Source organism: Streptantibioticus rubrisoli (genome assembly GCF_024436055.1).
In the GTDB taxonomy this organism is placed as follows: domain Bacteria; phylum Actinomycetota; class Actinomycetes; order Streptomycetales; family Streptomycetaceae; genus Streptantibioticus_A; species Streptantibioticus_A rubrisoli.
On sequence record NZ_JANFNH010000011.1, the window covers coordinates 1 to 19,066 of the forward strand.

Annotated in this window: 18 protein-coding genes; 15 read left to right on the forward strand and 3 right to left on the reverse strand. The window is 69.7% G+C overall.

Going from position 1 to position 19,066, the window contains the following annotated elements; translation table 11 throughout:
- From NON19_RS13145 to NON19_RS13155, 3 genes are all read left to right on the forward strand, one after another.
- A partial coding sequence (locus NON19_RS13145) for a dihydrolipoamide acetyltransferase family protein (protein WP_255927601.1) occupies positions 1 to 1,101 on the forward strand: 1,101 nt, incomplete at its 5' end.
- Between the two features lie 123 nt (positions 1,102 to 1,224).
- Positions 1,225 to 1,878 (forward strand): GntR family transcriptional regulator, encoded by a 654-nt coding sequence (locus tag NON19_RS13150; protein ID WP_255927603.1) that lies wholly within the window; start codon positions 1,225 to 1,227, stop codon positions 1,876 to 1,878.
- Positions 1,875 to 3,200, forward strand: a complete 1,326-nt coding sequence (locus NON19_RS13155; RefSeq protein WP_255927605.1) for an MFS transporter — start codon at positions 1,875 to 1,877, stop codon at positions 3,198 to 3,200. The genes NON19_RS13150 and NON19_RS13155 overlap by 4 nt, the downstream gene beginning before the upstream one ends.
- 38 nt (positions 3,201 to 3,238) lie before the next feature.
- Here the strand turns inward: NON19_RS13155 and NON19_RS13160 are convergent, their stop codons facing one another.
- Positions 3,239 to 4,063, reverse strand: coding sequence for a maleylpyruvate isomerase family mycothiol-dependent enzyme (locus tag NON19_RS13160; RefSeq protein WP_255927607.1), 825 nt, complete (start codon positions 4,061 to 4,063; stop codon positions 3,239 to 3,241).
- Between the two features lie 176 nt (positions 4,064 to 4,239).
- Here NON19_RS13160 and NON19_RS13165 point away from each other — a divergent pair, with 176 nt between their 5' ends.
- From NON19_RS13165 to NON19_RS13200, 9 genes are all read left to right on the forward strand, one after another.
- Positions 4,240 to 5,037 carry a carbon-nitrogen family hydrolase gene (locus NON19_RS13165; protein WP_255927609.1) on the forward strand — a complete coding sequence of 266 codons (798 nt, stop codon included), beginning with the start codon at positions 4,240 to 4,242 and terminating at the stop codon, positions 5,035 to 5,037.
- A 177-nt stretch (positions 5,038 to 5,214) separates the two neighbouring features.
- Positions 5,215 to 6,033, forward strand: coding sequence for an SGNH/GDSL hydrolase family protein (locus NON19_RS13170; RefSeq protein ID WP_255927611.1), 819 nt, complete (start codon positions 5,215 to 5,217; stop codon positions 6,031 to 6,033).
- Positions 6,034 to 6,353: 320 nt separating this feature from the next.
- Positions 6,354 to 6,533, forward strand: coding sequence for a hypothetical protein (locus NON19_RS13175; RefSeq protein WP_308213685.1), 180 nt, complete (start codon positions 6,354 to 6,356; stop codon positions 6,531 to 6,533).
- Positions 6,505 to 7,026, forward strand: coding sequence for a DUF6879 family protein (locus NON19_RS13180; RefSeq protein ID WP_255927615.1), 522 nt, complete (start codon positions 6,505 to 6,507; stop codon positions 7,024 to 7,026). The genes NON19_RS13175 and NON19_RS13180 overlap by 29 nt, the downstream gene beginning before the upstream one ends.
- A gap of 10 nt (positions 7,027 to 7,036) precedes the next feature.
- Positions 7,037 to 7,888, forward strand: a complete 852-nt coding sequence (locus NON19_RS13185) for a helix-turn-helix domain-containing protein (RefSeq protein ID WP_255927617.1) — start codon at positions 7,037 to 7,039, stop codon at positions 7,886 to 7,888.
- Between the two features lie 89 nt (positions 7,889 to 7,977).
- On the forward strand, positions 7,978 to 8,178 hold the full coding sequence (locus NON19_RS13190; protein ID WP_255927619.1) for a hypothetical protein: 201 nt from the start codon (positions 7,978 to 7,980) through the stop codon (positions 8,176 to 8,178).
- A complete protein-coding gene (locus NON19_RS33915) occupies positions 8,175 to 8,420 on the forward strand; it encodes a DUF7848 domain-containing protein (protein ID WP_443729339.1) in 246 nt (81 codons plus the stop codon). Before NON19_RS13190 ends, NON19_RS33915 begins: the two co-directional genes overlap by 4 nt.
- 237 nt (positions 8,421 to 8,657) lie before the next feature.
- Positions 8,658 to 9,836, forward strand: a complete 1,179-nt coding sequence (locus NON19_RS13195; protein WP_255927621.1) for a methyltransferase domain-containing protein — start codon at positions 8,658 to 8,660, stop codon at positions 9,834 to 9,836.
- Positions 9,837 to 9,925: 89 nt separating this feature from the next.
- On the forward strand, positions 9,926 to 11,773 hold the full coding sequence (locus tag NON19_RS13200; protein ID WP_255927623.1) for an NHL domain-containing thioredoxin family protein: 1,848 nt from the start codon (positions 9,926 to 9,928) through the stop codon (positions 11,771 to 11,773).
- A 147-nt stretch (positions 11,774 to 11,920) separates the two neighbouring features.
- Here NON19_RS13200 and NON19_RS13205 read toward each other — a convergent pair whose 3' ends face one another.
- Together NON19_RS13205 and NON19_RS13210 are read right to left on the reverse strand one after the other, a co-directional pair.
- A complete protein-coding gene (locus tag NON19_RS13205) occupies positions 11,921 to 13,201 on the reverse strand; it encodes a M18 family aminopeptidase (protein WP_255927625.1) in 1,281 nt (426 codons plus the stop codon).
- 74 nt (positions 13,202 to 13,275) lie between these two features.
- Positions 13,276 to 15,102: an acyl-CoA dehydrogenase gene (locus NON19_RS13210; protein WP_255927627.1), complete on the reverse strand. Its 1,827-nt coding sequence runs from the start codon at positions 15,100 to 15,102 to the stop codon at positions 13,276 to 13,278.
- Between the two features lie 143 nt (positions 15,103 to 15,245).
- Here NON19_RS13210 and NON19_RS13215 point away from each other — a divergent pair, with 143 nt between their 5' ends.
- The 3 genes from NON19_RS13215 (at position 15,246) to aspS (ending at position 19,065) form a co-directional block, all read left to right on the forward strand.
- Complete coding sequence (locus tag NON19_RS13215) at positions 15,246 to 15,695, forward strand: SseB family protein (RefSeq protein ID WP_255927629.1); 450 nt, start codon at positions 15,246 to 15,248, stop codon at positions 15,693 to 15,695.
- Between the two features lie 163 nt (positions 15,696 to 15,858).
- The gene (locus NON19_RS13220; protein ID WP_255927631.1) at positions 15,859 to 16,815 is read left to right on the forward strand and encodes a pirin family protein; all 957 of its coding nucleotides are present in this window, start codon (positions 15,859 to 15,861) and stop codon (positions 16,813 to 16,815) included.
- A gap of 471 nt (positions 16,816 to 17,286) precedes the next feature.
- Positions 17,287 to 19,065 carry an aspartate--tRNA ligase gene (gene aspS, locus NON19_RS13225; protein WP_255927633.1) on the forward strand — a complete coding sequence of 593 codons (1,779 nt, stop codon included), beginning with the start codon at positions 17,287 to 17,289 and terminating at the stop codon, positions 19,063 to 19,065.
- The last annotated feature ends 1 nt before the right edge of the window (position 19,066 follow it).

The window sequence follows — 19,066 nt, forward strand, 5'->3', positions numbered from 1 at the left end:
CCGGAGGCGCCCGCCGCCCCCGAGCCGCCCAAGCGGCAGGCGGTACTGGTGGGTTACGGGGTCGCCGAGTCCTCGACCAAGCGCCGTCCCCGCAAGGCGTCCGCCACCCCGGCGGCCCCCGCCGCCGTGACCCAGCAGCCGGTGCTCAACGGGCACGGGGGCACCGCCCAGGCCGCGCCGGAGCCGCCGCTGGCCCCCGAGCCGCCCCGGCCGCTGGCCAAGCCGCCGGTGCGCAAGCTCGCCAAGGACCTCGGGGTCGACCTGGCCACAGTGGTCCCCACCGGGCCGAACGGCACCATCACCCGCGAGGACGTCCAGGCGGCGGCCGCGCCCGCACCGGCACCGGTCGAGCAGGCCGCGCCCGTGGCTCCCGCCGAGCCGGTCGCCGTTTCACGTGAAACACGGGAAACTCGCGTGCCGATCAAGGGAGTTCGCAAGGCGACCGCACAGGCGATGGTGGCCAGCGCCTTCACGGCCCCGCATGTCACCGAGTTCGTCACCTTCGACATCACCCGCACCATGCGGCTGGTGCAGGAGCTGAAGACGGACCTGGCGTTCGCCGGGCTCAAGGTCAGCCCGCTGCTGCTGGTGGCGAAGGCGCTGCTGGTCGCCATCAAGCGCAACCCGCAGATCAACGCCTCCTGGGACGAGGAGAACCAGGAGATCGTGCACAAGGAGTATGTGAACCTCGGCATCGCCGCGGCCACCCCGCGTGGCCTGATCGTCCCCAACATCAAGGACGCGCAGGCCAAGACGCTCCCCGAACTGGCCCGGTCCCTCGGCGAGTTGGTGGCCACCGCCCGCGAGGGCAAGACCGCGCCCGCCGACATGCAGGGCGGTACGGTGACCATCACCAACGTCGGCGTCTTCGGCGTCGACACCGGCACGCCCATCCTGAACCCCGGTGAGTCCGCGATCCTCGCCTTCGGCGCGGTCAAGGAGCAGCCCTGGGTCCACAAGGGCAAGGTCAAGCCGCGTCAGGTCACCACGTTGGCGCTGTCCTTCGATCACCGCCTGGTCGATGGCGAACTCGGCTCGAAGGTGCTCGCCGACACGGCGGCCATCCTGGAGTTCCCGAAGCGCCTGATCACCTGGGCGTAGCCTCCGGTCATCAGACAGGGGCCCGAACGCGCACGACGCGTTCGGGCCCCTGCGCTTGCCGACGGTCCGTATGCCGGACACTCGGTTCTCACGCATACCTGTTGTATCTATGCTGTGCGCATCATGGATGCCGCCATCTCCACCAAGCAGCCGCCCGCCGCCGAGCGGGTCTACACACACGTCAAACGCGCCGTGCTCGACCGCTCCTACCAGGGCGGCACACTGCTGACCGAGGGCGATCTCGCCGAGGCGGTCGGGGTCTCGCGCACACCGGTGCGCGAGGGGCTGCTGCGGCTTGAGGCGGAGGGGCTGATCAAGCTCTACCCGAAGAAGGGCGCTTTGGTGCTGCCTGTCTCCGCGCAGGAGATCGCCGATGTGGTGGAGACCCGACTGTTGGTCGAACAGCACGCGGTGCGCAAGGTGGTACCCGCCCCCGCCCAACTCCTGAGCAGGCTCGAGGAGTTGCTGGACGAGCACGAGGAGCACCGGGAGACCGGTGACCTGGCCGCGGCCGCGGTCACCGACCGCTGCTTCCACGCCACCATCGTCCGGGCGGCAGGCAACGAGATCCTCTCCCAGCTCTACGACCAGCTGCGCGACCGCCAGTTGCGGATGGGCGTGGCCGTGATGCACGCCGAACCGGACCGGATCGCCAGGAACATCGAGGAGCACGCGGACATACTCGCCGCGCTGCGCGCGGGCGACGGCGAACGCGCCGCCGCCGTCGTACGGCAGCACGTCAGCCGGGTCAAGGCCATCGTCAGGGGGGAAGCATGAGTGCGCTCGACACGAGCCGAAGCAGGCCGCGGCTGCCCGGCGATCCACCCGGTGGCGCGCGCGCCTGCGCGGTGTGGGGGCTCGGCGTCTTCGTCTACTTCATCGCCGTGGTCCACCGCTCCAGCCTCGGCGTGGCCGGAATCGACGCGGCGACCCGGTTCCACATCAGCGCCTCCGAGCTGTCCACGTTCTCCATACTCCAGGTGCTGGTCTACGCCGGGATGCAGATACCCGTCGGCATGCTGGTGGACCGGTTCGGCACCAAGAAGGTGCTGACCGCCGGGGTCATCCTGCTCACCGTCGGCCAACTGGGCTTCGCGCTCAGCCACTCGTACGCGATGGCGCTGGGCTCGCGCGCGGTGCTCGGCTGCGGGGACGCGATGACGTTCATCAGCGTGCTGCGTCTCGGCTCCCGCTGGTTCCCGGCCCGGCACGGGCCGTTGATAGCCCAGGGCGCCGCCCTCTTCGGCATGGCGGGCAACCTGGTCAGCACCATCGCGCTGTCCCGGCTGCTGCACTCCGCGGGCTGGACCCCGACCTTCGTGGGCACGGCGCTCGGCGGCGCCCTCGTCCTGGTACTGATCGTGCTGTTCATGAAGGACCACCCCGAGGGGTTCGAGCCCCTGCCCGTGGGGCCGCGGCCGCGTGGTGCGGTACGGCGTCAACTCACCGACGCCTGGCGGGAACCCGGCACCCGGCTCGGCCTGTGGGTGCACTTCACGACGCAGTTCTCGGCGATGGTCTTCCTGCTGCTGTGGGGCATGCCGTTCCTGGTCGAGGGCCAGGGGCTGCCCCGGGGCACCGCCGGGTCACTGCTGACCCTGGTGGTGCTGTCGAACATGGTGCTCGGCATGGTCTTCGGCCAGATCATCGCCCGCCACCACGGCGCGCGGATGCCGCTGGCGCTGGGCACCGTGACGGTGACCGCGGCCAGTTGGGCCGTGGTGCTCGCCTGGCCCTCGGCACACGCGCCGCTGTGGCTGCTGGCCACGTTGTGCGTGGTGCTCGGTGCCAGTGGTCCGGCCTCGATGATCGGCTTCGACTTCGCCCGCCCGGCCAATCCGCCGGAGCGGTTCGGCACCGCCTCCGGCATCGTCAACATGGGCGGCTTCACCGCCTCGATGATCGTGCTGCTGGCGGTCGGTGTGCTGCTGGACGCGACCGGTGACGACTTCACCGTCGCGCTCAGCAGCGTCTTCGTCGTACAGGCGGTCGGCGTCAGCCAGATCCTGCGGCTGCGCGGGCGGGCGGCTCGGCGCGAGCGCGAGACGATCACCGTGAGCCGGGTGGAGGCGGTGCACACCGCCGAGGCCAGGGCCTGACGCCTGACCTCGGCGTGATGCCCGGTGCGTGACGGGGCTCAGGGCGTCACGGCGAGCGAGGCCAGCACCGCGTCCGCCAGCTCCTGGTCGCCCTCCACCTTGACCCGGTCCGCGACCCCTTCCGGCCGCACCCGTCCGCAGGCCAGCCGGAGGAAGGTCTCCCAGTCGGTCGCCAACGTCACCGTGGGGCCCAGCGAGACGCTGCTGTCGATCGTGCCGGTGCCCTCGGTGTCCACCCGCACCGTGCGCATGAACTCCACCGGGCCGTGCACGTCGAACGCCACCGTCGAACCGGCGGGCGCGCCCGCCGTCTTGGCGACCACCTTCGGCAGTTGCGGCAGCAGGAAGTCCCGGGTGACCACGGCGCCCGGCGAGTCCAGGTTGCCGGGCTTGTCCAGGGCCCGCCGGATGTCCTGTTCGTGCACCCACACGTCGAACGCCCGCATTCGCAGGGACAGTTCGAGGGTGCGCTCCGCGCCCATCAGGCCGCGCACCATGGTCTCCGGGTCGCGGTTCTCGTTCCTTAGCTGCCGGGACCGGCGGATGATCGTGTACTCCAGCTCCGCGGTCATCTCCGGCCCGGTGTGGCAGCGCCGTACGTCCACCGGCACCTCCATGTACCGGCTGAACTCGTCGGTGACGTGGAACAGGTCGCGCGGCAGCGAGTGGATGGGGCGCGGATCGCCCATCGCCTCGCACTCGACCCCGATCACATGCGAGACGACGTCCCGCACTGACCAACCCGGGCACTCTGTGGGCCGGTTCCACTCTCCCTCGGTGAGCTGCGAGACCAACTCCGATATCGCCTCTATGGAGTGGGTCCAGGCGTCGATGTAGGGCTGGAGCTTGCTGTGGACGGTCACGGTGCCCCTCGAACGGATCAGTGCGGTCGTGGCTTGTTCTGTACTGGATGGTTTCGCGCTGGCGCGCTTAATGGTGACGTGCGCCCAAATTACGCTGTGCGCTGGCACCATGGCAGTGCTTTCGTGTGACGATGGTAGGCCCGCGTTGACGCGGCGAACTTCTGGGCGGTGGTACGGTGCGCGCTTCGCTCCTGCAGATCGACGTCCGACCCGACGAGCGGGTCGCGGACCGGCGCTCCCGGGTGGCCGCTCTCGTACGTGAGCAAGCGGGCGCTGACCTGGTCGTTCTGCCCGAGCTGTGGCCGGTGGGCGCGTTCGCCTACCAGGACTTCGAGACGTACGCCGAGCCGCTGGACGGCCCGACCGCCAGGGAGTTGGGCGCGGCGGCGCGGGCGGCGCGCGTCTGGCTGCACGCGGGGTCGATCGTCGAGCGCGGCGGCGCGGGCGAGCCGCTCTACAACACCTCACTGCTGTTCGCGCCGGACGGCCAACTGCACCGTTTCTACCGGAAGATCCACCGTTTCGGTTTCGACACCGGCGAGGCGACGATGATGGCCGCGGGCGACGAGATCGTTACCGCGCGGCTGTCCGGTCCCGGCACCACGATCGGTCTGGCGACCTGCTACGACCTCCGGTTCCCCGAGCAGTTCCGGCTGCTGGTGGACGCGGGGGCGGAGTTGCTGGTGATCTGCGCGGGGTGGCCTGAGCGCCGCCGCGCGCACTGGTCGCTTCTGGCGCGCGCCCGTGCGGTGGAGTCCCAGGCGTACGTGCTCGCCTGCGGGACCGCGGGGACGCACGCGGGGGTCCAGCAGGCCGGGCACAGCGTGGTGGTGGACCCGTGGGGTGAGGTCCTCGCCGAAGCGGGCTCCGGTGAGGAGGTCCTCACCGTCGACCTCGACCCGTCCCGGGTCGCCAAGACGCGCTCGGAGTTCCCCGCGCTGCGCGACCGCGTCCTGGGCCTGCCCCGGCCCTAGCGGCCAGCACCTCGGGGGGCGCGGTGGGTTCGACGGTGCCGCAGCGACCGCAAGCCGCCGCCGCTACGGCAATCGGCTCACGGTGCGCTGCCCTGCGGGCGTGTCTGACGCATTCCGTGGACGTCGGGTGATCGGATTATCGCGGACAGTAGTGCACGCCCAGTCAGGGGAGCCGCCATGTACCGCGCCAGAGTCCTCATCGCCACCGTGGCGACGGTCCTCGCACTGTGCGGCGCGCGGACCGCGCCGCATCCCGTGCGCTATGTCGCCCTCGGCGACTCCGCGGCCGCCGCGCCCGGCGTTCCCGACCTGGTCGACGCCCGCTGTGTGCGCTCCAACCACAACTACCCCTCCCTGGTGGCCGCCCGCCTGCACGCGGCCAGCTTCACCGACGTCACCTGCAGCGGCGCCACCACCTCCGACCTCGGCGGCCAGTTCCGGGCGCTGTCCAAGCGCACGACCCTGGTCACCGTCTCCATCGGCGCCAACGATGTCGGTGTCACCGGAATCGTCACCAAGTGCACCGTCCTGGGGCTGTTCCACCCCGACGGCGCCTACTGCCGCGCCGCGTACACCCGCACCGGTACCGACGAACTCGACGAACGCCTTCACACCACGCAGCCGAAGGTCGCGGACGCGCTGCGCACCATCCACCGACTGGCCCCGCACGCCCGGGTGCTGCTCGTCGGCTACCTGCGGCTGACCCCCCTCGACCACCACGGCTGCCGCCCGCGCGAGTTGTTCTCCGACGGCGACCTGGCGTACCTCGACGACTTCGAGAAGAAGATGAACACGATGCTCAGCCGCACCGCCCAGGCGAACGGCGCCGTCTTCGTGGACAACCACCCGGCCAGCGCCCAACACGACATCTGCCGCCCCACCGGCACCCGCTGGACCGAGGCCCTGATCCCCAGCAGCCCGACCGTCCCCTTCCACCCCAACGCACTGGGCGAACACGCCATGGCCGAACAGGCGTTGGCAGCGGCCAACCGCTGAGCGCACGGCCGGTGCCGGACGCAAATCGCTCACTCTCCGCGGTTCCAGCGTCGAGACGACCGGGAGCCTGCCCGGCTGAGCGCTGGCTGTGCCGTCGCGACGGATCGGGCGGTGAGCGTGCCGTGCCGGGGCGCGCCCTGTTGCGCGGGATGCTTCCGGTTCCCCGTCAAGCCCGCCGGTACGCGCCCTTGACGGCCTTGGTGGGACGGGTGACGCTCGTGAAACGGTGTGGAACCCGCAGCAGACCGGAGGCAGTCATGGCACTACGGTTCATCGCCAAGGACCCCAACACCAACGGGACGCAGTGCCCTACGGCTTGGGTGGACGACGAAGCGGAAGAGATCGTGATTCAGGGCTGGAAAGCGGGTGAGGTGCTGCTGGCGCGGTGCCTTGAGACGGGCCCGATCCCGGAGACCGAAGCGGTGGTGAGGGTGCCGATCCGCATGGTGCCCGCGCTGAGGGAGGCGTGCGATGTCGCAGACCGACTTGGCGTTCGTTGACCTGCTGGCCAACGCCTGCCATTCGGCCGTGCACCTGGAGCTACGCGACTCGTACGGGATCGGGGAGGAGGCCGCCGAGTTCGAGAAGTGGCGCGCTGGTTGGCGTCCCGATCCCGACCCGGCGACCTGGTGGAACGACTTCCACACGTGGGTGCGTGATGCGACAGCGCGAGGGGTGGTGTTTCGTCGTGCGCGGATCGTGTCTGAGCCGGTAAGCGCGTACATCGCGTACGAGTACGGATGTACGTATCAGAACCTTGCCGCTGGTGAGTTGGTTCGCTGGCTACCGCGCCGCAAGGCATCTGACCTCGCGCTGCCTGGCAATGACTTCTGGCTGTTCGACGAGCGCGTGATCATGTGGAACCACTTCACCGGCGAGGGTGGTTCCGCTGGACCCGAGCTGGACGAACGGCCCGGCGTGGCCAAGTTCTGCGCGACGGCGTTCGAGGCTGTGTGGGAGCGTGCCACGCCGCACGAGGACTACCGGATCTGACGAACAACACATGCCCGCGTCCCCCTCTTCGAGTGTGCAGGCTGCCCGCAAGGCCGTCGCCGACCGGCTACGGGAGATCAGGAGGGACGCGGGCCTGTCCGGCAGTGCCGTGGCCCTCAGCGCTGGTTGGTACAAGTCCAAGGTCTCTCGGCTTGAGAACGGCGTCACTCCCCCTTCCTCCGCCGATATTCAGGCGTGGTGCCGGGCTTGTGGGGCTGAGGACCAGGCCGCCGACCTGATCGCGGCTGCTCGCTCGGCGGACAACATGTATGTCGAGTGGCGGCGCGTTCAGCGCTCGGGGCTGCGGCAACTCCAGGAGTCGTACCTGCCGCTGTATGAGCGCACACGGGTCTTCCGAACGTACTGCTCCAATGTGGTCCCCGGTGTTCTCCAGACCCACGCCTACGCGATGGCACTGCTGCGGTCCATCAGCACGTTCCACGAGACACCCGACGACGTGGCCGATGCCGTAGATGCCCGCTTGGACCGGTCGGCGCAGGTCGTGCGGAACAGCGACCACTGCTTCGCGCTCGTGCTGGAAGAGTCGGTGTTGCGGCACCGTGTAGGGGACGCTGAGACGATGGCTGGGCAGCTTGGCTATCTGTTGGCCGCGATGGCGTTCCCGTCCGTCTCGCTCGGGGTGATTCCGTTCGCTGCCGAGCGCCGCATGTGGATGATCGAGACGTTCACGGTCTACGACGAGGAGCAGGCCGAAGCGGAGTTGCTGACAGCGCGGGTGAACGTGACCACGCCGACCGAGGTGCAGCAGTACCTCAAGGCGTTCCGCGAGTTCGCCAAGCTGGCCGTCTACGGGGCCGATGCGCGTGCGCTGATCACGGCTGCTATCGACTCTTTGGGGTGATCCACGTGGAACTTGGTGGAACTTGCTGTGAGTTGGACCCCTCACGTTCCTAGCGTTGTCATCACACAGACGACGTTGAGGGGATCGGCATGACCGAGCCGACGAGATACCAGACAGCCCCGGTCGAGTTGCCCTTGCGCTTGGACCTGCGGGAGCCGACGCCCGTTGACGGTTGCCCAGGGTGTGTCGAGCTAGTGAAGGTGCGGGAGCGCGCCCGCGCGGGCGGGGACATGACCACCGTGACCGATTGCAACGTCTACATGCGACGGCACCCGGAGGGGCACGGATGAGCACGCGCACCATATTTCGGTACGTGCGGCACACGCTCCGGCACGTCCCAGAGGGCGGGATCACGTACGAAGCTTTCTGTGTCACGCACCGCTGTGATGAGGGCTCCGGCCCGCAGGAAGAGCAGGAAGCGGCACAGGACTGGTGCCTACGGCACACCGGGCGTACCGGTCATGACCTGTTTCGGCGCGTCTTCACGGACCATGCGCGGGTCGCCCGTCAGGCCGACGTTCGGCACTCCTGACACCCAAGCCCCCGTTCCGGCGCGCACTCCACTCTTGGACAGGTCGAGCGCCCGCAGCGGGTTCTTTGAGCAGTACCCACACAGGGAGGGAACCACATGAATCAGTGGTGGACGACCAGGGCGACCGGCGGAGGGAACCCGCAGGATGACAGCGACTCCAGTAACAAGCATGGCGGGGGCGGTTCCGACGAGGGTGGCAACACCAACGACGGCCAGGGCCCGGCGGACGGTAGGTAAGTGAGCACACAGCACGAGGCGGAGGCTGGCCCCGAGCGGCTGGCCTCCGCGCTGATCGAAAACGGCGCGCTGACGAGCGACTGGCTTCCCGCCTTCCAGGCCGTGCCCCGGTATCTGTTCGTGCCGGACACCATTTGGCCGGGGCGCGGAGGTATGAACAGGCAGAGTGATCGCGTCATCCGGGCGGACGACCCGGAGCTGTGGTGGAGGGCCGTCTACACGGACGCGCCGATCACCACCCAATGGGACGACGGCGCGTATACCGGTCCAGGGAAGGGTCAGACCCCCTCGTCGTCCAACTCCATGCCCACCATGGTCTTTTCGATGCTGGACGCGCTCAGTGTGGAGCCGGGGAACCGGGTGTTGGAGATCGGCACGGGTACCGGCTGGAATGCCGCGCTGCTCTCGCACCGGTTGGGCGCTGAGAACGTCGTCACGGTGGAGGTGGATGAGGCCAGCGCGAGAGACGCGCGGGCACGTCTGAACGCAGCGGGGTTCGATCCGCTGGCGGTTGTCGGCGATGGCGCGAAGGGGTACCCGGAGGGCGCACCGTATGACCGGGTGATCGCTACCTGCTCGATCGGCAGCGTCCCGCGAGAGTGGATCGAGCAGACCACGCCGGGCGGGGTGATCGTCGCTCCGTGGGGGCCGACCTACGGCGGGGAAGCGGTCGTACGTCTCACCGTCGCTGGGGACGGCACGGCGTCCGGTCCGTTCGTGGGCTCCTCGGCGTTCATGCGGCTGCGCGCCCAGCGCAAGGACCTGCCTTCGACCCAGGCGTACCTGGGCGGCATGGAATGGCCCGCCGACGGCGCCAAGAGCATGACGACGCTCTCACCGGACGACGTGGGCGACTGGATCCACATGTTCGCGATAGGCGTTCAGGTCCCGGGGCTGTTCTGCCGGGTGCGTTGGGGGGCGGACGGCGCGTACCGCCTGTGGCTGCATGACACCGACGTGACCTCGTGGGCGACAGCGGACTACGAGAAGGGGCGGACGCGGTACGAGGTCATGCAGTCCGGCCGCCGGAACCTGTGGGATGAGCTGGAGGCGGCTTGGCGCTGGTGGGACCGGCAAGGACAGCCCGGGTTCGAACGGTTCGGGCTCACGGTGTCAGGGCAAGGGCACACGATCTGGCTGGACAGCCCCAGGAACCGCGTACCCACCTTCCCCCGATGAACGGCACCCGTCCGAGCGCTGCCCCCGGTGGCGCTGCTCACAGCCGGGCCGAGCCGAAAGCCCGCAAGCCGGATGGCACCCTTGACCCCATGACCGACGCCTCACCCGCCCCGCGCGCCCGCGCCCGTGTCCGTGCCCCCGAGCTGATCGGCAAGGGCGGCTGGCTGAACACTGGCGGGAAGCAGCTGTCCCTCGCCGACCTGCGCGGTTCCATCGTCGTCCTGGACTTCTGGACGTTCTGCTGCATCAACTGCCTGCACGTCCTGGACGAGCTGCGCGAGCTGGAGGAGCGGCACCGCGACACGGTGGTGATCATCGGGGTGCACTCCCCGAAGTTCGTGCACGAGGCCGAGCACGCGGCGGTGGTCGACGCGGTGGAGCGGTACGGGGTGCACCACCCCGTGCTGGACGACCCCGAGTTGGCCACCTGGAAGCAGTTCGCGGTGCGTGCCTGGCCGACGCTGGTGGTGATCGACCCCGAGGGGTACGTGGTCGCCCAGCACGCCGGTGAAGGGCATGCACACGCCATCGAGAAGCTGGTCGAGGAACTGGAGGCCGAGCACTCGGCCAAGGGCACGCTGCGCCGCGGCGACGGCCCGTACGTGCCCCCGGAGCCGGAGCCGACCGTGCTGCGGTTCCCCGGTAAGGCGCTGCGGCTGCCGAACGGCAACCTGCTGGTCTCCGACTCGACCCGGCACGCACTGGTCGAGCTGGCGGCCGACGGCGAGACCGTGATCCGGCGGATCGGATCGGGTGAACGAGGTTTCGACGACGGCCCGGCGCAAAGCGCGCGGTTCAGCGAGCCACAAGGGCTCGCACTGCGGCCGGACGGTACGGCGGTCGTGGTCGCCGACACCGTCAACCACGCGCTGCGCGAGGTCGATCTGGCCACCGGCGCGGTGCGCACCCTGGCCGGTACCGGCCGGCAGTGGTGGCAGGGGGCGGCCACCAGCGGCCCGGCGCGCGAGGTCGACCTGTCCTCACCGTGGGACGTGGCGTGGTTCGACGGCCGGGTGTGGATCGCGATGGCGGGCGTGCACCAGCTGTGGACGTACGACCCGGCCACCGGCACCGTGTCGGTCGCCGCCGGTACCACCAACGAGGGGCTGGTCGACGGCCCGGCCGCCGAGGCGTGGTTCGCCCAGCCGTCCGGGCTGGCCGCGACGCGGGACCGGCTCTGGGTCGCCGACTCCGAGACCTCCGCGCTGCGGTACGTCACCAGGGAAGGCGACGGCTACACGGTCGGCACCGCGGTCGGCACCGGCCTGTTCGACTTCGGCCACCGCGACGGCGCCGCCCAACAGGCCCTGCTGCAGCACCCGTTGGGCGTCACCGCGCTGCCGGACGGCTCGGTGGCGGTCAGCGACACGTACAACCACGCGCTGCGCCGCTACGACCCGGCGAGCGACGAGGTCAGCACGCTCGCCACAGACCTGCGCGAGCCGTCGGACGCGGTCGTGGTGGACGGCGACGTGGTCGTGGTCGAGTCCGCCCGGCACCGGCTGACCCGGCTGCGGCTGCCGGAGGAGGCGGTACGGGTCGCCGCGGCGGCGCACCGTACCCAGCGGCCCGCGACCGAAGTAGCGCCCGGCAGGCTCCAGTTGGACGTGGTCTTCCAGGCTCCAGCGGGCCAGAAGCTTGATGAGCGGTACGGTCCTTCGACCCGGCTCCTGGTCAGCTCGACCCCTGCCGAACTGCTCGCCTCCGGCGAGGGGAAGGGCACGGACCTCACCCGCGAACTGGTCCTGAACCCCGAGGCCGGCGAAGGCGTCCTCCACGTCTCCGCGATGGCCGCCTCCTGCGACGACGACCCCACCAACGAGTACCCGGCCTGCCATGTCCACCAGCAGGACTGGGGAGTTCCGGTCAAGCTCACCGAGGGCGGCGCGACCAGGCTGCCGCTGGTGCTGGCCGGGATGGATGCGGACGGTGAGTGACCATCGTATTCCTCTGCGTGTACGGTAATTGGCCCTCGACGGAAGGGTGGCGGCCCTCGACGCGGAGATGCGCCAGGGCTTCGCCACCGTACTCACCGCTGTGCAGGCGATCGCCGACCGTCTCGACGACCGCCCGGGTGGCAACGGCTAACCCTCCAGGAACGCCTTCAGGGTGGAGGCGAGCAGGTACGGGTCCTGGGCGCCGCACAGTTCGCGGGCCGAGTGCATGGACAGGATCGCCACGCCGATGTCGACCGTGGTGATGCCGTGCCGGGCCGCGGTGATCGGGCCGATGGTGGTGCCGCACGGCATCGCGTTGTTGGAGACGAAGGACTGCCACGGCACACCCGCGCGCTCGCAGGCGGCGGCGAAGATGCCGCGACCGGTGCCGTCGGTGGCGTACCGCTGGTTGACGTTGACCTTCAGGATCGGGCCGCCGTTGGGCACCGGCAGGTGGCCGGGGTCGTGCCGCTCCGGGTAGTTGGGGTGCACGGCGTGGCCGGTGTCGGAGGACAGGCAGACGGTTCCGGCGAAGGCGCGCGCCCGGTCCTCGTAGGAGCCGCCGCGGGCGAAGACCGAACGCTCCAACACCGTGCCGAGCAGCGGGCCTTGCGCACCGGTGTCCGCCTGGCTGCCGTTCTCCTCGTGGTCGAAGGCGGCCAACACCGGGATGTGCGGCAGCGGTTGGCCCGCCACCGCGGCCAGCGCGGCGGTCGCCGCGTGCACCGACAGCAGGTTGTCCATCCGCGGCGCGGCCAGCAGCTCGCGGTCCCGGCCGAGGTAGGCGGGCGGCTGCACGTCGTGCGTCATCAGATCCCAGCCGACCACGTCGGAGGCGTCAACTCCGGCCTCCGCTGCCAGGAATCCGATGAGCGCGCCCTCGTCGGTGCCGCCCAGACCCCAGATCGGCTGCATGTGCTTCTGCCGGTCGAGCGTCATGCCCTCATTGACCTGCCGGTCGAGGTGGATGGCCAGTTGCGGCACCCGCAGCAGCGGCCGGTCCACGTTCACCAGCCGGGTACCGCCGTCCCGCAGCGTGAGGCGGCCCGCGAGGCCCAGGTCGCGGTCGAGCCAGGAGTTGAGCAGCGGGCCGCCGTAGATCTCCACGGCGATCTGCCGCCAGCCGTACGACCCGCTGTCCGGGCGCGGCTTGACCCGCAGGTTGGGCGAGTCGGTGTGCGCGCCGACGATCCGGAACGGGGTCTGCGGTCCCGCGCCCTCCGGCACGTACCAGGCGACGATCGCGCCGCCGCGCAGCAGGTACTTGCCGCCGGACGACCCGTCCCACGCCTCCGTCTCCTCGACCCGCCGGAATCCGGCCTTCTCCAGCCGCTCGGCCGCGCTGGCCACCGCGTGGTACGGGGACGGGCTCGCGGTGGTGAACGCGATCAGGTCATCGGTGTGGGCGCGGTCGAAATAAGGGGTCATGGGCACCAGCATAGAAGCGGACGGCGGCCCGCCCCCTGGCTGGTGGCGGGCCGCCGGAGCACTTGGCGAACGGCTCAGAAGGCCTCTTCCGGCAGCTCCATCAGCTCGTTGGTGACGGACTCGGCGAGCTGGCGCTGCACGCCGACGCCGGGCAGCACGTTCTCCGCGAAGAACTTCGCCGCGGCGACCTTGCCCAGGTAGAAGGCCTTGTCCTTCTCGTTGGCGGTGGCCAGCTTCTCGGCGGCGACGGCCGCGCCCTTGAGCAGCAGGTAACCGACGATCACATCACCGGAGGCCATCAGCAGGCGGGTGGTGTTCAGGCCGACCTTGTAGATCGACTTCACATCCTGCTCGGTGCCCGCGAGATCGGTCAGCATCTGGCCGACGATCGCCTCCAGGTCCACCGCCGCCTTGGCCAGCTTGGCGCGGGCGTCGGCCAGTTCGGCGCCGCCGGTCTCGGCGCCGAGGAAGCCCTTGATCTCCTCGGACAGGGCGGTGAGCGCCTGGCCCTGGTCGCGGACGATCTTCCGGAAGAAGAAGTCCTGGCCCTGGATGGCGGTGGTGCCCTCGTAGAGGGTGTCGATCTTGGCGTCCCGGATGTACTGCTCGATCGGGTACTCCTGCAGGTAGCCGGAGCCGCCCAGGGTCTGCAGCGACTGCGCGAGCTGCTCGTAGGACTTCTCCGAGCCGTAGCCCTTGACGATCGGCAGCAGCAGGTCGTTCAGCCGGTGGGCGGCGGAGGCGTCCTCGCCCGCGGCCTCCTTGATCAGGATCTCGTCCTGCACGGCGGCGGTGTAGAGGACGAGGGCGCGCATGCCCTCGGCGTACGCCTTCTGCGTCATCAGCGAACGGCGCACGTCGGGGTGGTGGGTGATGGTGACGCGCGGCGCGGCCTTGTCCATGAACTGCGCCAGGTCGGCGCCCTGGACGCGCTCCTTGGCGTACTCAAGGGCGTTGAGGTAGCCGGTGGACAAGGTGGCGATGGCCTTCGTGCCGACCATCATCCGCGCGAACTCGATGATCTTGAACATCTGGCGGATGCCGTCGTGCTTCTCGCCGAGCAGCCAGCCCTTGGCGGGGTGGTTGGCGCCGAAGGTCATCTCGCAGGTGTTGGAGGCCTTCAGGCCCATCTTGTGCTCGACGTTGGTGGCGTAGACGCCGTTGCGCTCGCCGAGTTCGCCGGTCTCCCAGTCGAAGTCGTACTTCGGCACGATGAACAGCGACAGGCCCTTGGTGCCCGGGCCGTGGCCCTCGGGGCGGGCCAGCACGAAGTGGATGATGTTCTCGGCCATGTCGTGCTCACCGGAGGTGATGAAGCGCTTCACGCCCTCGATGTGCCAGGAGCCGTCCTCCTGCTGGACGGCCTTGGTGCGGCCAGCGCCGACGTCCGAGCCCGCGTCGGGCTCGGTGAGCACCATGGTGGAGCCCCACAGCTTGTCGGTCATCCGCTGGGCGATCTTGTGCTGCTCCTCGGTGCCCTCCTCGTAGAGCACCCCGGCGAAGGCCGGGCCGGAGGCGTACATCCACACGGCCGGGTTCGAGCCCAGGATGGTCTCGGCGAAGCCCCAGAGCAGGGAGCGCGGCGCGGTGGTGCCGCCGATGGCCTCCGGGATGCCGAGCCGCCACCACTCGGCGTCCATGTAGGCGGAGAAGCTCTTCTTGAAGCTGTCGGGGACGGGCGCGGTGTTGGTCTCCGGGTCGAAGACCGGCGGGTTGCGGTCGGCGTCCGCGTAGGACTCGGCGAGTTCGTTCTCCGACAGGCGGGCGATCTCGGCAAGGATGTCCTTGGCGGTGTCCACGTCCATGTCGGCAAACGGACCGGTGCCGTAGACCGTGTCCCGGCCGAGCACCTCGAACAGGTTGAACTCGATGTCGCGCAGGTTCGACTTGTAGTGGCCCATGACGAAAGGCTCCGTCTGCTCGTGAGGACACGCCTGAGGACATGCCTCGCACATCTACTGATTAGTAGTTCACGATGATGCTACCCGTCGGTAATAAGAAGCAAGCCCCTATCGCTCAAGTGTGACTCGCTACTCTTAGGCGCGTGTACGGCTACGACCAGACTGCCGCCCCGGGTGCCGCCGCACCGCCCTCCGGAGGGTACGGCCCCCAGCCGCCGCTCTACCCCGAGCCGTCGCCGCCCTCGCTGGCCGACGCGGTGCGCGCCTTCACCACCGGTTCGATGTCGGCGGAGGACTTCCAGAGCGTCTTCGCCACTTCCCGGGTCTACTGCCCGCGCGGCGACAACCCCGGTTTCCTGGCGCTGCACAACACCCAGCAGCCGGTCATCCCGATGTTCACCTCCCTCAAGGAGCTGCGCCGGTACGCGGGCAAGGAGTCCAAGTACTTCGTGATCACCGGCGCGGAGGTGCTGGACCTGCTGCCGACCGGTTACGGGTTCGTCCTCGACATGGAGGGTGACCACCGGATGGTCTTCGACGCCAAGGCCGTGGAGCAGATGGTCGACTTCGCCATGCGGCGGATGTACGGCTGACGCGGTTCGCGCCGCTTCCACTCCTTTTGTCCGTGGCTTAAGCCCTGGCAGTGATCCCTGCTAGCGGCGGGTGTCCCTGGTGGCGCCTGGCCGGAATAGCTGACGCCTTGCAGGTTGTTCACCGTTCAACTAAATTGGACGGCGAAGGACCGAGGAGGTCGTCATGCCTGCCGTGACTGTTGAGAACCCGTTGACCCTGCCGCGCGTCGCGGCGCCGGACGGGGCCGTGAACCGTCCGGTGCTCGCGGTGTCCACCGCCCCCAGCGGCTTCGAGGGCGAGGGCTTCCCCGTCCGCCGCGCGTTCGCGGGCATCGACTACCGGCGCCTCGACCCGTTCATCATGATGGACCAGATGGGCGAGGTGGAGTACGCGCCCGGCGAGGCCAAGGGCACTCCTTGGCACCCGCACCGCGGCTTCGAGACCGTGACGTACCTGATCGACGGCACCTTCGTGCACCAGGACTCCAACGGTGGCGGCGGGGTGATCAACGGCGGTGACACCCAGTGGATGACCGCGGGCAGCGGTCTGCTGCACATCGAGGCGCCGCCGGAGGAACTGGTCGTCAGCGGTGGGCTGTTCCACGGCCTGCAGTTGTGGGTCAACCTGCCGCGTGAGCACAAGATGATGCCGCCCAGGTACCAGGACATCGACGGCGGCCGGGTCGCGCTGCTGACCTCCGCGGACGGCGGCGCGCTGCTGCGGCTGATCGCGGGCGAGATCGCGGGGCACCGCGGTCCTGGCATCACCCACACGCCGATCACCATGCTGCACGTCTCGCTGAGCCCGGGCGCCCAACTCACGTTGCCCTGGCGGGCGGACTTCAACGCACTGGCCTACGGCCTGGCCGGACGGGGCCTGGCGGGCGCGGAGGAACGGCCGTTCCGTACCGGGCAGACGGTGGTGTTCGGCGGCGGAGAAACGCTCACCCTGCGGGCGGACGCCAGCCAGGAGTCGCGCAGTCCGAACCTTGAGGTGGTGCTGTTGGGTGGGCTGCCGATCAGGGAGCCGATGTTCCACTACGGGCCGTTCGTGATGAACAGCCACGCGGAGCTGGCCCAGGCCTTCGAGGACTTCCAGGCGGGCCGCTTGGGCACGGTACCGGCCACGCGCCAACGCTGACCCTTCCCACCCGCCCGCCCCTTGGGGGCTCCGCCCCCAGGCCCCCGTCGGGCGGGAACAGGCTTCGGGGCTCCGCCCCGAGCCTCGGCATCGGGGGCTGCGCCCCCGGGCCCCCGCTGGGTGCGCGCCGTCTGTCCCGGTGGGCGGGGTGGAGGGCGGGCTCCGCCCCCAGCGCCACTACCGCAAGCCACCCCCAACGCGGGCAGGGTCCGGGCACACCGCCCCGAGCGGTCTGGGCGCAGCCCGGCTCCCCGGCCCCGGGGGCGCACCCCCCACCCCCATGCGGGCCGCGGGGGCACCGCCGCCACCCCCATGCGGGCCGCGGGGGCACCGCCCCGCCCCCGTGCCCCGGGGAGTCCGGGGGCGCTGCCCCCGGATTTGGGCTGAACCCCAGCGGGAGGCGTCACGGTACCCTTGGGGAGCCTGCTGTGTTATGGCGGGTCTGATCCGGATCCCAGACTTGGATGGACGATGCATCGGTACCGGTCCCACACCTGCGGCGAGCTTCGCGCCGCTGACGTCGACAAAGAGGTGCGCCTGTCCGGTTGGCTGCACAACCGGCGCGATCTGGGCGGCATCCTCTTCGTCGACCTGCGGGACCACTACGGCCTGGTGCAGCTGGTAGCCCGCCCCGGCACCGCCGCCTACGAGGCGCTGGACCGGCAGACCAAGGAGTCCGTCCTGCGGGTCGACGGCCGGGTGCTGGCCCGCGGTGCCGAGAACGTCAACCCCGAGTTGCCGACCGGTGAGATCGAGGTAGAGGTCACCGAGGTCGAGGTGCTGGGCGCCGCCGACCCGCTGCCTTTCCCGGTCTTCCCGGAGGACAACGCCAACGAGGAGGCCCGGCTCACCAACCGCTTCCTCGACCTGCGCCGTCAGCGCATGCACCGCAACATCATGCTGCGCTCCCAGGTCATCGCGTTCCTCCGCCAGGAGATGGCCGCCCTCGGCTTCAACGAGCTGGCGACCCCGATCCTGTCCGCGACCTCCCCCGAGGGTGCCCGCGACTTCCTGGTCCCCTCCCGGGTCCACCCCGGCAAGTTCTACGCGCTGCCGCAGGCCCCCCAGCAGTTCAAGCAGCTGCTGATGATCGCGGGCTTCGACCGCTACTTCCAGATCGCGCCGTGCTTCCGCGACGAGGACAGCCGCGCCGACCGCTCGCCGGGCGAGTTCTACCAGCTCGATGTCGAGATGAGCTTCGTGGAGCAGGAGGACGTCTTCTCCGTCATCGAGACGGTGATGACCGACCTGTTCGAGAAGTTCGGCGGTGGCCGCCACGTCACCTCGCCGTTCCCCCGCATCCCGTTCCGCGAGGCGATGCTCAAGTACGGCTCCGACAAGCCGGACCTGCGCGCCGAGCTCGAACTGGTCGATGTCTCTGGCGTGTTCGCCGACTCCGGTTTCAAGGCCTTCGCGGGCAAGCACGTCCGTGCCCTCGCGGTGCCGGACACCGCGGGCCAGCCGCGCAAGTTCTTCGACCAGATGGGCGAGTTCGCGGTCGAGCTGGGCGCCAAGGGCCTGGCCTGGATCCGCATCGGCGAGAACAACGAACTCACCGGCCCGATCGCCAAGTTCCTCACCGACGAGGACGTCAAGGCGCTGGTCGCGGCCGTGGACGGCAAGCCCGGCACCGCCGTCTTCTTCGGCGCGGGCGAGTTCGACGAGGTCTCCAAGATCATGGGTGCGGTCCGGGTGGAGGCCGCCAAGCGGTCCAGCCACTTCACCGAGAACGTCTTCCGGTTCTGCTGGATCGTGGACTTCCCGATGTTCGAGCGGAACGAGGACACCGGCCAGATCGAGTTCAGCCACAACCCGTTCTCCATGCCGCAGGGTGGCCTGGAAGCGCTGGAGACCAAGGACCCGCTGGACATCCTGGCCTGGCAGTACGACATCGTCTGCAACGGTGTCGAGCTGTCCTCGGGCGCGATCCGGAACCACGAACCCGACATCATGTACAAGGCGTTCGAGATCGCGGGCTACTCGCGGGAGGCCGTGGAGCACGAGTTCGGCGGCATGCTGCGCGCCTTCCACTACGGCGCCCCGCCGCACGGTGGCATCGCCCCGGGCGTGGACCGCATGGTGATGCTGCTCGCCGACGAGCCCAACATCCGCGAGACCATCGCCTTCCCGCTCAACCAGACCGCCCAGGACCTGCTGATGGGTGCTCCGAGCGAGGTGGACGAGGCACGGTTGCGTGAGTTGCATCTCAGCCTCCGCAAGCCCGCGGCCAAGCCGGGCACGGAAAAGTAGG

Bases quoted from the DNA above. Each gene is read 5' to 3' on its own strand.
- NON19_RS13220 (WP_255927631.1), top strand. From the start codon at position 15,859: ATGCCTGCCGTGACTGTTGAGAACCCGTTGACCCTGCCGCGCGTCGCG.
- NON19_RS13205 (WP_255927625.1), bottom strand. From the start codon at position 13,201: ATGACCCCTTATTTCGACCGCGCCCACACCGATGACCTGATCGCGTTC.
- NON19_RS13190 (WP_255927619.1), top strand. From the start codon at position 7,978: ATGACCGAGCCGACGAGATACCAGACAGCCCCGGTCGAGTTGCCCTTG.
- NON19_RS13210 (WP_255927627.1), bottom strand. From the start codon at position 15,102: ATGGGCCACTACAAGTCGAACCTGCGCGACATCGAGTTCAACCTGTTC.
- NON19_RS13180 (WP_255927615.1), top strand. From the start codon at position 6,505: ATGTCGCAGACCGACTTGGCGTTCGTTGACCTGCTGGCCAACGCCTGC.
- aspS (WP_255927633.1), top strand. From the start codon at position 17,287: ATGCATCGGTACCGGTCCCACACCTGCGGCGAGCTTCGCGCCGCTGAC.
- NON19_RS33915 (WP_443729339.1), top strand. From the start codon at position 8,175: ATGAGCACGCGCACCATATTTCGGTACGTGCGGCACACGCTCCGGCAC.
- NON19_RS13170 (WP_255927611.1), top strand. From the start codon at position 5,215: ATGTACCGCGCCAGAGTCCTCATCGCCACCGTGGCGACGGTCCTCGCA.
- NON19_RS13185 (WP_255927617.1), top strand. From the start codon at position 7,037: ATGCCCGCGTCCCCCTCTTCGAGTGTGCAGGCTGCCCGCAAGGCCGTC.
- NON19_RS13150 (WP_255927603.1), top strand. From the start codon at position 1,225: ATGGATGCCGCCATCTCCACCAAGCAGCCGCCCGCCGCCGAGCGGGTC.
- NON19_RS13200 (WP_255927623.1), top strand. From the start codon at position 9,926: ATGACCGACGCCTCACCCGCCCCGCGCGCCCGCGCCCGTGTCCGTGCC.
- NON19_RS13155 (WP_255927605.1), top strand. From the start codon at position 1,875: ATGAGTGCGCTCGACACGAGCCGAAGCAGGCCGCGGCTGCCCGGCGAT.